This window comes from Methylobacterium aquaticum (genome assembly GCF_001043915.1).
In the GTDB taxonomy this organism is placed as follows: Bacteria; Pseudomonadota; Alphaproteobacteria; order Rhizobiales; family Beijerinckiaceae; genus Methylobacterium; species Methylobacterium aquaticum.
The window spans coordinates 21,533-33,720 of record NZ_LABX01000029.1 but is presented as its reverse complement, the minus strand read 5'-3'; the positions used below and the strand labels follow the sequence as shown (position 1 = coordinate 33,720).

9 protein-coding genes and 1 pseudogene are annotated in these 12,188 nt (G+C 71.1%); 2 read left to right on the top strand and 8 right to left on the bottom strand.

The annotated features are described in order from the left end of the window. Positions 1–91: 91 nt before the first annotated feature. A complete protein-coding gene (locus tag VP06_RS03710; RefSeq protein ID WP_048462492.1) occupies positions 92–1,603 on the bottom strand; it encodes an ABC transporter substrate-binding protein in 1,512 nt (503 codons plus the stop codon). Positions 1,604–1,727: 124 nt separating this feature from the next. Between VP06_RS03710 and VP06_RS03705 the strand changes: the two genes are divergently transcribed. After that, the gene (locus VP06_RS03705) at positions 1,728–1,910 is read left to right on the top strand and encodes an NUDIX hydrolase (protein ID WP_053081513.1); all 183 of its coding nucleotides are present in this window, start codon (positions 1,728–1,730) and stop codon (positions 1,908–1,910) included. Positions 1,911–1,922: 12 nt separating this feature from the next. Here VP06_RS03705 and VP06_RS03700 read toward each other — a convergent pair whose 3' ends face one another. The 7 genes and pseudogenes from VP06_RS03700 to rimP form a co-directional block, all read right to left on the bottom strand. Then, the gene (locus tag VP06_RS03700; protein WP_048462491.1) at positions 1,923–2,348 is read right to left on the bottom strand and encodes an acyl-CoA thioesterase; all 426 of its coding nucleotides are present in this window, start codon (positions 2,346–2,348) and stop codon (positions 1,923–1,925) included. Positions 2,349–2,369: 21 nt separating this feature from the next. Beyond that, the gene (gene truB, locus VP06_RS03695; protein ID WP_048462513.1) at positions 2,370–3,425 is read right to left on the bottom strand and encodes a tRNA pseudouridine(55) synthase TruB; all 1,056 of its coding nucleotides are present in this window, start codon (positions 3,423–3,425) and stop codon (positions 2,370–2,372) included. Between the two features lie 218 nt (positions 3,426–3,643). Then, on the bottom strand, positions 3,644–4,054 hold the full coding sequence (gene rbfA / locus VP06_RS03690) for a 30S ribosome-binding factor RbfA (RefSeq protein WP_156295436.1): 411 nt from the start codon (positions 4,052–4,054) through the stop codon (positions 3,644–3,646). A gap of 165 nt (positions 4,055–4,219) precedes the next feature. Continuing rightward, on the bottom strand, positions 4,220–7,294 hold the full coding sequence (gene infB / locus VP06_RS03685; RefSeq protein ID WP_048462490.1) for a translation initiation factor IF-2: 3,075 nt from the start codon (positions 7,292–7,294) through the stop codon (positions 4,220–4,222). A gap of 114 nt (positions 7,295–7,408) precedes the next feature. After that, positions 7,409–8,200 carry an RNA-binding protein gene (locus tag VP06_RS03680; protein ID WP_245291031.1) on the bottom strand — a complete coding sequence of 264 codons (792 nt, stop codon included), beginning with the start codon at positions 8,198–8,200 and terminating at the stop codon, positions 7,409–7,411. A 14-nt stretch (positions 8,201–8,214) separates the two neighbouring features. Further along, the gene (gene nusA / locus VP06_RS03675) at positions 8,215–9,924 is read right to left on the bottom strand and encodes a transcription termination factor NusA (RefSeq protein ID WP_048462489.1); all 1,710 of its coding nucleotides are present in this window, start codon (positions 9,922–9,924) and stop codon (positions 8,215–8,217) included. Between the two features lie 70 nt (positions 9,925–9,994). Continuing rightward, positions 9,995–10,591: pseudogene (gene rimP, locus VP06_RS03670) on the bottom strand (ribosome maturation factor RimP); the annotation flags it as partial. Between the two features lie 374 nt (positions 10,592–10,965). On the opposite strand from rimP, the gene VP06_RS03665 reads away from it, so the two are divergent. After that, complete coding sequence (locus VP06_RS03665) at positions 10,966–12,186, top strand: alpha/beta hydrolase family protein (protein WP_053081512.1); 1,221 nt, start codon at positions 10,966–10,968, stop codon at positions 12,184–12,186. The last annotated feature ends 2 nt before the right edge of the window (positions 12,187–12,188 follow it).

Below are 12,188 nucleotides of genomic sequence, written 5' to 3'. Positions count from 1 at the left end.
CTTTCGATCCTTGCTCCCAAACCCCTCTCTGCCACACCTCGCAGCGATCCCGGGCAAGACCGGAAGCGCCCGGAGAGGGGAGAGCTGCCCCCTACTCCGTCCACCGCACCTCGGTGAGGTCGTTGGACGGCACCGGCTCGTTCTGCCAGAACCCCGTGAGCTTGGCCTTCCAGACGCTCAGCTTCGGCAGCACGAAGAGGAACAGGGCGGGCACGTCCTCGGCCAGGATCGTTTGCGCGTCGCCGTAGCGCGCCAGGCGCGTCGCCTCGTCGGTCGCCTGCGCGGCCTTCGTCACCACGTCGGCGAAGGCCGGGTTCTTGTAGCCGAAGTAATACGGGTCGTTCGCATAGATCGCGATGTCCATCGGCTCGGCATGGGCGATCACCGTCATGTCGAAGCTGCGGTCGCGCATCACCTCCTGCACCCACTTGGCCGGAAATTCGGTCGGCACGATGGTCATCGTGACGCCGATCTCCGAAAACATCGCCTGGAGGATCTCGGCGGTGCGGCTGGCATAGGCCATCTGCGGCGATTTGAAGGTGAAGGTCAGGCCCTTGGCGTAGCCGGCCTCCGCCAGGAGCGCCTTCGCCTTGGCCGGGTCGTAGGGATAGAGGCCGGTCAGGTCCTTGTAGCCCGGATCGTTGGGCGTGTAGTGGCTGCCGATCGGCACGCCGTAGCCGGAATAGGCGCCCTCGATCAGGAGCTTGCGGTCGACCGCCATCATCAGCGCCTGGCGCACGCGCTTGTCGCTGAAGGGCTTGGCGGCGTTGTTCATGCCGGCCACGACCTTCATCTCGGTCAGGCCGGGCACGGCGGTGAACGCCTTGTCCTTCTGGAAGGCGCCGTAGAGTTCGGGGGCCGGCAGCAGCGGGTAGGCGTCAAGGTCGCCGGCGCGGAGCGCCGCCACGGCGGCCTGGGGGTCGCCGATGAAGCGGAACGTCACCTTGTCGAGATGGACCTTGCGGGCAGTGTTCCAGTGGTCGGGGCTGCGCGTCAGCTCGACCCGGTCGCCCTTGCGCCAGGCGGCGAAACGGAACGGCCCGGTGCCGACCGGATTGCTCTTCAGAGTGTCGCGCGACGTCGCATCGACCATCACGGCTGCCGGCAGGCCGAGCCAGAACAACAGGTTGCCGGAGGGCTTCGACAGGGTGAGGACGAGGGTGGCGGGGTCCGGCGCCTTGACGTCGGCGATGACCGCGTAGAGCGCCTTCTGGGGGTTGACCGAGCCCGGCGCCCGGATCGCGTCGAGGGCGAATTTCGCCGTGGTGGCGTCGAACGGCTCGCCATTGTGGAATCGGACGCCGGTCTGGAGCGCGAAGGTGTAGGTCAGGCCGTCGGGCGAGACGGTCCAGCTCTTGGCGAGCTGCGGCTGCACCTGGCCGTCGCGGTCGACGCGGGTCAGGCCCTCGAACACGTTCTGCCACACCACCTGGCCGATCACGGTCGGCGCGGCACTGGTCGGGTCGAGGCCCGGGGGCTCCACCGGCATGCCGAGCACGAGGTCGGTCCGCGGCGCCGCCCAGGCGAACCCCGGCAGTGCGAACCCGGCAAGGAGCGCGCCCGCGAGCAGATGGCGGCGTGAGGAGCGCGTGCGAAGTACCATGGAATCCCCGGTCGTCCGGCCGCCTCTCCCGGGCGGCCTCTTGGCTGAGGCCAGGAGATCAGGATTTTCCGCGCGGCCGCAACAGCGATCTCGCCCCTATCCCGCCCGGGCGCCCGATCGGCTGGTGCCGCGGCACTTTTCCGCGATCGAGGCCGAGGGGCTGCCGCCGGCCTGGGACCACCGGACCGCGGACGATGGCGGCCACGTGTCCTCGTTCTTCTGGCACCCTCTGGCCGTCGATCGCGACGGGCAATGGCATCCGATGTTCCACGATGCCCTGCGGGCGATCCGCCGGCGCCTGCCTTGATCGGTCCGGCGGTCAGCCCGCCTCGACCACCAGCCGCGCCGCCGCATCCCCGGCCGCGCCGAGCGGCGCCGGCCGCCGCGTGTCCTTGGCGAGCAGAACGCAGACCGATTCGGCCTCGCCGGCCACCACCTCGCCGGTGAGGATCCGGTGGCGGAACCCGAGCGAGGTGCGGCCGGTGCGGGCGAGCCAGGTCGCCGTGCGGACCCGGCCCGGATAATGCAGCTCGGCCCGGTAATCGATGACGAAGCGGGCGATGACGAAGAACGTGTCGGGGCCGAGCACCGGGGTCAAGTGGCTGGCGAAAAACTGCACCCGCCCGCTCTCGCAGAAGGCGGCGAAGACCGCGTTGTTGACGTGGCCGTTGGCGTCCGTGTCGCGATAACGCAGCACGTCCTCGCTCCACAGAACGCGCGGATCGCTCTCCAACCCCTCGGTCATCGCCGCCTCCCCCCGTCTGTCTCAGCCGTTCCGCGGCGCGGTGCCGCCGAGATGGAACACCCGGTGCGGCACCAATTCGCCGCGCTCGACGTCACCGACCGCCACCAGCACGCCGCCGCAGGTCGCGTAGGCCTTGCCTTCCGTCGGGGCGTCGCGGCCGCGCAGGATCACCGGCTGGCCGCGCATCAGCCGCATCGCCATGTCGCGGGAGACCGGCACGTGCGGCACCGCCTCGATCAAGGCGGTCTCGACCGGGCGCAGGATCGCCGCGTTGGCCTCGGCATCGGCCGCCTCGAGGGCCGCGACGGTGCAGGACTGGTCCTCCGTGAACGGACCGACGCGGGTGCGGCGCAGGGCCGAGACATGGCCGTAGCAGCCGAGCGCGCGACCGAGATCGCGGGCGATGGCGCGCACATAGGTGCCCTTGCCGCACTCGGCTTCGATCACCGTGCGCTCGGGCGTGTGGGCGACGACCGCCAGCCGGTCGATCTGCACCGGGCGGGCGACGAGTTCGACCACCTCGCCGTCGCGGGCGAGGTCGTAGGCGCGCTCGCCCTGGATCTTGATCGCCGAGTAGCGGGGCGGCACCTGCTCGATCGCGCCGACGAAGCGCGGCAGCACCGCCTCGACCTCACCTTGCGTCGGCCGGCCGTCCGAGGTCGCGACCGGGCGTCCCTCGGCATCGTCGGTATCGGTCTCGACGCCCCAGGTGACCGCGAAGACGTAGGCTTTGCGGCCATCCATCACGAAGGGCACGGTCTTGGTCGCCTCGCCGAGCGCGATCGGCAGGATGCCGGAGGCGAGCGGGTCGAGGGTGCCGGCATGGCCCGCCTTCTTGGCGTTGAGCGCGCGCTTGACCGCCGCGACCGCATGGGTCGAGGTCATGCCGACGCCCTTGTCGAGGATCACCCAGCCGCTGATCTCGCGGCGCTTGGGCCGGTCGCCCGGCGGGCGCCCGCGGCCGCGGGGCCGGTCCTGACGGGGGCGGTCGTGACGCTGACCATCCGGGCGCGGGGCGTCCTCGCGGGCGGGGCGGGTCGCCTGCGGCGCGGGCTCTGCGGGCTGATCCTCGTGCATCGTCATCCTGTGTCCGTTCTCGAACGGCGGTCGCCGCGGGACGTGCCGCCCGCTTGTCGCCCCTGCCGGTCCTGCCTGGTGGTGTCTCTCAAGTCTTCGCCCGTGGGCCGGTTCACCGGCCGGGGCACGTGCAGGCGAGAGGCGCGCTGCGGGATTCCGCTCGACCGGCTTCGCCTCCCGGTCGTCGCCGAATCGGTGACCGATTCGGCCGGCGATGCCTAGCCCTCGGATTCCGGCTCGGAGCCGAGGTCGCGCTGGACCTTGTCGCTGCGCAGGAGCGCATCGATGCGCGCCGCTTCATCGAACGTCTCGTCGCGGCGGAAGCGCAGGTCGGGGGCGAATTTCAGCGCCACCCGGCGGGCCACCTCCTGGCGCAGCACCTTCTTGTTGCGCTCCAGCGCCTCGATCACCGGGCGCTCGTCCTGGCCGCCGAGCGGCATGACATAGGCGGTGGCGAGCTTGAGGTCGGGCGACATCCGCACCTCCGGCACCGTGATCACGTGCTGGCTCAGCACCGGGTCCTGGATGTCGCCGCGGCTCAGCACCTCGGCGAGGGCGTGCCGCACGAGTTCGGCCACGCGCTGCTGGCGCTGCGAGGGGCCTGTGGATTCCTGGGGTTTGCGCACCATCGTCTCTCCGGGCTCGGACCGGGCCGCGGGGCGGCCAACTGGCCGTTCAGGGCCCTCGCGGCTGTCATCCTGAACCGACGAGCCCGGGACGCTGGCGTCCCGGGCTCGCGGTCTTTCGTGGGCCGCCGCCATGACGGCGGACGGCCGATGGCAGCGTGGTGCTCGTCAGAGCGAGCGGCGCTCCTCGTGCACGATGTAGCACTCGATCACGTCGCGCGGACGCATGTCCTGGTAGTTCTCGAAGGCCATGCCGCATTCCTGGCCGGCCGCCACTTCCTTGGCGTCGTCCTTGAACCGCTTGAGCTGCGAGAGCTTGCCCTCGTGCACCACCACGTTGTCGCGGATGAGGCGGACATGGGCGCCACGCTCGACCCGGCCGTCCTCGACCCGGCAACCGGCGATCTTGCCCACCTTCGAGACGTTGAAGATCTCGAGGATGCGCGCCTCGCCCAGGCGCTCCTCGCGGAGCGTCGGCGGCAGCAGGCCCGACATCGCCGCCTTCACGTCATCCACGAGGTCGTAGATGATGTTGTAGTAGCGGATCTCGACGCCCGCCCGCTCGGCGGCCTCGCGGGCCTCCTTGTGGGCGCGGACGTTGAAGCCGACCACGACCGCACCCGAAGCCTGGGCCAGGGTGATGTCCGACTCGGTGATGCCGCCGACACCCGTATGCAGGATGCGGGCCGCCACCTCGTCGTTGCCGAGCTTCTCGAGCGAGCCGGCGATGGCCTCGACCGAGCCCTGCACGTCGCCCTTGACGACGAGCGGGAACTCCTTGCGGCCGGCGCCCTCCTTGAGGTCGCGCATCATGTCCATCAGCGTCCGGCCGGCACCGCTGCCGGTGGCCGCCGCGCGCTCGCGCTTCACGCGGGCGCGGTACTCGGTGACCTCGCGGGCCCGGGCCTCGTTCTCGACCACCGCGACGCGGTCGCCCGCCTCCGGCGTGCCGTTGAAGCCCAGCACCTCGACGGGAACCGAGGGACCCGCCTCCCGGCTGTTGCGGCCGGTATCGTCGACGAGGGCGCGCACGCGGCCCCACTCGGCGCCCGCCACGATGATGTCGCCGGTGTGCAGGGTGCCGCGCTCGACGAGGACGGTCGCCACCGGGCCGCGACCGCGATCGAGCTTGGCCTCGATCACGGTGCCTTCCGCCGACCGGTCGGGGTTGGCGCGCAGGTCCAGGATCTCGGCCTGGAGGGCGAGACCCTCCAGCAGCTCGTCGAGGCCATCCTTGGTCTTGGCCGAGACCTCGAATTCGAGGGTCTCGCCACCCATCGACTCGACCTGGATGTCGTGCTGCAACAGCTCGTTGCGGACCCGCTGCGGGTTCGCGTCGGGCTTGTCGATCTTGTTGATCGCCACGATCAGCGGCACCTCGGCCGCCTTGGCGTGGGAGATCGCCTCGATCGTCTGCGGCATGACGCCGTCATCGGCCGCCACCACCAGCACCACGATGTCCGTCACCTTGGCGCCGCGGGCGCGCATCGAGGTAAAGGCGGCGTGGCCGGGGGTATCGATGAAGGTGATCTTGCCGCCCGACGGCGAGGCCACCTGATAGGCGCCGATATGCTGGGTGATGCCGCCCGCCTCGCCGGAGACGACGTTGGCGTTGCGGATCGCGTCGAGCAGCGAGGTCTTGCCGTGGTCGACGTGGCCCATGATGGTCACGACCGGCGGACGCGGCTGGGTGTCGTCGTCGGTATCGGGCTCGTCGAACAGGCCCTCCTCGACGTCGGACTCCGCGACCCGGCGCACGGTGTGGCCGAGTTCCTCGGCGATGAGCTGGGCCGAATCCGAGTCGATCACGTCGGTGATCTTGTGGATCTGGCCCTGCTTCATCAGCATGCGGATGACGTCGACCGCCCGCTCGCTCATCCGGTTGGCGAGCTCCTGGATGGTGATCGTCTCCGGGATGACCACCTCGCGAGCCAGCTTCTCCTTCTGCTCCACCTGGCGGTGGCCGGTCAGGCGCTGGTTGCGGCGGCGGAACGAGGCGAGCGACCGGGTGCGCTCGTCCTCGCCCGAGGTCGCGGTCGCGATGGTCAGGCGGCCGCGGTTGCGGTCGCCGCCCGGCGATTTCGGCGTCTTGGGCGGGGTGATGACCTTGAGCGGCATGCCGGGACGGCGGATCACCCGCTTGGTCTCGGCCTCCTCCTCCGCCGCAGCCGGACGGGCAGTGGCGGGACGCGCCGTGGCGCCGGCAGCCGCCGGCTTCGCCGCCGCACCGGCAGCAGCGGCAACAGCGGGCGTCTCGGGCTTCGGCTCGGGCTTGGGCTCCGGCTTCGGCGCCGGGCGAGCCATGAAGTTCAGGTCGCGCGGCTTGCGGGAATCGGCCGTCAGCGTGCGGCGCGGCTCGGCCGGGGCACTCGGACGGGTGATCCCGGCGCTCGGGGTTGCCGGACGGGCCCCTGCCGGCGCCGCCGGACGGGCACCCGCCGGAGTGGCCGGACGCGCCCCTGCCGATGCGGCAGGACGCGCGCCTGCCGGAGCGGCGGGGCGACCGGCACCGGCCGGATTGGCCGCACGGCCCCCACCGGCAGCCGTCGCCGGCCGGGCGGCGGCGGGAGCGGCAGCGGACGGACGGGGAGCGGACGGAGCCACTGCAGCCGGACGAGGAGCGGCAGGCGCAGCCGTGACGGGCGCCGGAGCGACGGGAGCGGTCGGGGCAGGAGCCGCTGCGGCGGCCGCGGCCGCGGCACGGGCGGCATCCTCCTGGACGCGGCGCTCGGCCTCCTCGGCGGCGCGGCGCTTGCGCGCCTCTTCCTGGCGGCGGCGCTCCTCCTCCTCGCGCTTGCGGGCCTCTGCGGCCTCCCGCTCGCGGATCTCGGCGGCTTCGCGCTCGGCGCGGCGCTGCGCCTCCTCGATGGCGCGGCGGCGCTCCTCCTCCTCGCGACGCTTGGCGTCGACGAGGGCGGCCATGCGGGCGCTCTGCTCCTGATCGCTCAGGGTGCGCAGCACGACGCCGGACCGCGCGGCGGCCGGGCGATCCTGGCGCGAACCGCCCGGGCGGCCCTGGCCCTGGGGAGCGGAGCGCGCCTGGCTCGGCGCAGCTTCCTTCGGCGCGGCCGGGGCCGGCGCGCCGCCGGGGCGACGTTTCACCGTCTCGACCACGACCGACTTCGAACGGCCATGGGAGAAGCTCTGGCGCACCGTGCCCTGCTCGACGGGACGCTTCATCGACAGCGTCTTGGAGGGACCGGTATGCAACGTCTTGTCGCCCGGATTCTTCGTCTCACTCATTCAGTTCAGATCCTGGGGGTTCTCATCCGTCCCGGGACCCGGCCTCCCGGTGGCCGCCTCCCATCGTGTTCCCGGGAGCGCACCCACCAACTGGGCCGATCCCATTCGATTCACTCAACCACCGGCCTCCGGGGGGCCGGTCCGCAGCGATGTTCCACCATCCTGGACAGCGTCCGGGGACGCCGCGTCGGAGCCTGGTGGCTCCGTTCCGGCACCTCCCGACGTCGCCGTCCCGCCGCGGAAGACGTGGAGCCGACGCCAACGCGCGAGCAAGCCGGCAGTGCCAGCTCCCGCGACGAGGGCAGCGTGTATCACATGATCCCGGCCCAAGGCCATGTCCAATTCTTCACCGGACAGGTCATCGACGACCGGGATCCTCGATATGGCATCGCCATAGCGCCTTCGCAATGCCTGGGCGAGCTTGCGGCGCCCGTCCGGGCTCGCATCGCTGGCATGCACAAGGGCCGCGATCCCCGTCGGGCTGTCCACCGCGCTCTCCACCTTGGTGAAGCCGGTGACCACGCAGCCCGCCTTGTTGGCGAGCGAAAAGCCCTGGCGCAGGTCGTCGCGCAAGCCCGCCTCGATCAGGTCCGCGAGATCGGGCGCCACGCGGGCGTCCTTCTGGCGGAAGGCGCGCTGGAACAGGCGCTTCTTCACCGCCTCCGCCACCGCGGCGCGGGTCGCCGTGACCCAGGCGCCACGGCCGGGGAGCCGGGCGCGCAGGTCCGGCACCACCTGGTTGTCGGGACCGAGGGCGAAGCGGATCATCCGGTCCGGCTGGCCCGCCTGCCGCGTGACCAGACAGGTGCGCTCGGCATGGGCGCGGCCGCGCCCGGCGCCGGCGTCGAGGACGTCCGGCGGCAGCGCATCCGCGTCGTGAGCCGCATCCTGCATGGTCGTGTCCATCGCTCCCGTCTGCCTCAGGTCGGCTGCCGCTCGGCGGTCGCGGCGGCGCCCTCCTCGACCGGCACGGTCTCGGACTCGTCACCCTCGGCGTGCTCCGCCCCGACTTCCCCGACGTCTGCGTCCTGCTCCTGGTCGTCCTGCTCCTCGTCGCCCTCCGGCGTCTCCTCGACCGGAGGCGCCTCGACCCAGCCGGCATGGACGCGGGCGGCCATGATCATCGCCTCGGCCTCGGCACGGGAGACCTCGAACCCGTCGAGGTAGCCGGCATGGCGCACCGCCTCGGGCCCGCGACCCTCGGTATAGCCGACGAGGTCGTCGGTGGCGCAGCCGGCAAGGTCCTCGACGGACTTCACGTCGTTCTCGCCCAACGCCACCATCATCGGCGTGGTGATGCCGTCGATGTCGCGCAGCTCGTCGGCCACACCGAGTTCGATGCGGCGGGCATCGTTCTCGGCCTCGATGCGGTTGAGGTAGTCGAGGGCGCGGGCCTGGATCTCGGCGCCGGTCTCCTCGTCGAGGCCCTGGATGTTGGCCAGTTCCGTCGCCTCGACATAGGCGATCTCCTCGACCGAGCGGAAGCCTTCCGCGGCGAGGAGCTGGCCCACCGTCTCGTCGACGTCGAGGGCCTGCATGAAGGTGTTGGTGCGCTCGACGAACTCCTTCTGCCGGCGCTCCGATTCCTCGGCCTCGGTCAGGATGTCGATGTCCCAGCCGGTGAGCTGGGAGGCGAGCCGCACGTTCTGGCCGCGCCGGCCGATGGCGAGCGACAGCTGGTCGTCGGGCACCACCACCTCGATGCGGTCGGCCTCCTCGTCGAGCACCACCTTGACGACCTCGGCCGGCTGGAGCGCGTTGACGATGAAGGTCGCCTGGTCGGGCGACCACGGGATGATGTCGATCTTCTCGCCCTGCAACTCGCCGACCACCGCCTGGACGCGGGAGCCGCGCATGCCCACGCAGGCGCCGACCGGGTCGATCGAGGAATCGCGCGAGATCACCGCGATCTTGGCGCGCGAGCCGGGATCGCGGGCGACCGCCTTCACCTCGACGATGCCGTCGTAGATTTCCGGCACTTCCTGGCCGAACAGCTTGGCCATGAATTGCGGATGCGAGCGCGAGAGGAAGATCTGCGGCCCGCGCACCTCGCGGCGGACATCGAACAGGTAGGCGCGGATGCGGTCGCCGGGGCGGAAGGTCTCGCGCGGGATCGACTCGTCGCGGCGCACGATGCCCTCGCCGCGGCCGAGATCGACGATGACGTTGCCGTACTCGACGCGCTTGACCAGGCCATTGACGACCTCGCCGATGCGGTCCTTGTACTCGTCGTACTGGCGGTCGCGCTCGGCGTCGCGGACCTTCTGGACGATCACCTGCTTGGCCGATTGGGCGGCGACGCGGCCGAAATCGAAGGGCGGCAGGGTGTCGGAGATCACGTCGCCGACCTGGGCGGCCGGGTTGTGGCGGCGGGCCGAGGGCAGGTCGATCTCGCGGGAATCGTTCTCGACCTCCTCGACGACGAGGAGATGGCGCGACAGGCGCAGTGCTCCCGTGCGGGGATCGATCTCGGCATGGACGTCGGTCTCGGCGCCGTAGCGCGAGCGGGCGGCCTTGGCGATCGCCTCTTCCATGGCGCCGAGCACGATCGAGCGGTCGATCACCTTCTCGCGGGCGACCGCCTCGGCGATCTGGAGGAGTTCGAGCCTGTTGGCGCTGACGACGGCCATCGGATCAGTCCTTCCTGGTTGTTGGTTCGTTAACGGTCTGGGGCGGTGTTCAGTGGGTGGCGGCGGGGCTCGCGCCCTCGTCCTCGTCATCCTCCTCGTCGTCCTGCGGCGGGGCCGAGCCGCGCCGCAGGGATTCGCGCACCAGGGCGTCGGTGAGGACAAGATGGGCCTCGCCGATGTCGCGCAAGGTCAGGTCGTAGGAGGACGGGGTGCCCTCCTTGGCATCGGGCAGGTCGATGCGGACGGTGTCGCCCACCGGGGCCCGGATGATGCCGCGGAAGCGCTTGCGGCCATCGAGCGGCGTCGCCAGCTCGACCTTGGCCTCGTAGCCGGCCCAGCGGGCGAAGTCGCCTGCCCGGACCAGCGGCCGGTCGATCCCCGGCGAGGAGATCTCAAGGTAATAGGCGCCGCCGATCGGATCGTCGACGTCGAGGATCGGCGAGATCGTGCGGCTGACGGTCTCGCACTCGTCGACCGACATCGTGCCGTCCGGCCGCTCGACCATGATCTGCACCGTGCAGCCGTTCTGGCTGGAGACCTTCACCCGCACGAGACGGAAGCCGAGGCCCTCGATCGCAGGCTCGATGATCTGCGCGACGCGAGCGGCGATGCCGGTCTCGGTGATGAGGCGCTTCTCGGCCGGGTTGTGGTCTGGGGCGTCGGTCATGGCGTTCGCAGCTTCGGGTCGGGGCCGTGGCGCAGTCCCGGAAAGGGGACGCTGCCCGGGGGGAGCACTCTGGCGTTCGGCTCGCGCCCTGAGAGGCGTTGCGGCAATAAAAAAGAGCGGGCCCCGGGGGACCCACTCCCGCACCGCAGCCTCACCAGCCACGAACAGAACTGTTGGCGAACAGATAATCCCGCGGGCGCCGGAACGCAAGGCGGTGCTGCGCTGTGCGGTCCACGCCCCCGGCGCCCGCCGGCCCGCTCCCGACGGGGCTGACGCTACGGCTTTCTTAAAGCGCGGCGCGGCATTGTCCCGCCCGGTCGAGGTCCGGATCGGATCCAAGTCCGGATCTGACCGGGCCGTGATGGGAGACGCGGATGCTGCAACGCCATCGCATGGTCGCGATGCTCCTCGCGCTGGTTGGATTGACGCGATCCTGGGTCGGATTGGCCGCCGCCGAAGAGGCGAAGCCGGTCGTGATCCCGTCCGGCCTGCGCTACGAGTTCCTGGCGCGCTGGGACGTCGAGCGGCTCAACCGCATTCTGATCCAGGACATGCCGCGCTTCAGCGGCGTCTCCGTCGCCTACAGCCCGGCCCGCACCGCCGTGCGACTCTACCGCGTGACCTATCCGTCGGTGGTCCCCGAGCAGGGCAACCGGCCGACGCTGGCGAGCGGCCTCGTGGCGGTGCCGGACGACGCCACGACCGCCCTGCCGCTGGTCTCCTACCAGCACGGCACCGTCTACGGGAAACGGGAAGTGCCATCCTTCCCCGAGGAATCGCCCGAGACGCAGGTGATGATCGCCCAGTTCGCCGGCCAGGGCTACGCCCTGATCGGCGCCGACTATTTCGGCCTCGGCGCCTCGCCCGAGCCGGAGGGCTACATGGTCAAGCAGAGCCACCAGCAGGCCACGGCGGACATGCTGGCGGCGGGCCGCGCCGTGCTCGCCGACCTGAAGCGGATCCCGACCGGCCTGTTCCTGGCCGGCTGGTCGCAGGGCGGGTTCGTCACGATGGCGATGCTGGAGCGGCTGGAGGCGACCGGGATCCCGGTCGCGGCGGCGGCGACCGCGAGCGCGCCAGTGGACGTGTTCGTGCCGCTCAACGGCTTCCTGAACTTCCCGCGCAAGAACGACGCGGTCTGGGTCAACAGCCTGTTCATCCTCTCGGCCTTCGCCTTCGAGAATTATTACGGCGTCCCGGGCCTCGCCCGCTCGGTCCTGACGGACGACAGCTACGCGCTGGCCAAGGCCGCCTACGAGCGCAAGGCCGCGGACCCGACCCGGATCCCGACCGATCTCCACGCCCTGATCCGGCCCGACTATTTCGATCCCCAGTTCTTCGCCACTTCGGCCTATGGCCGCCTGGTGGCGCAGACGCAGGCCTATCGCTGGGTGATCCGCTCGCCGGTGCGCAACTTCTACGGCGAGACCGACGAGGCGATCACCCCGGGGCTGGGGCAGCTCGCGGCGACCTACCAGCGGGCCTTCGGCAACACCCGGGTCGAGGCGGTCTCGACCGGCGACACCTCGCATCGCGGCACCTTCGCCAAGGCGGTGCCGCAATGGAAGGCGTGGTTCGACTCGCTGGCGCGGTGAGG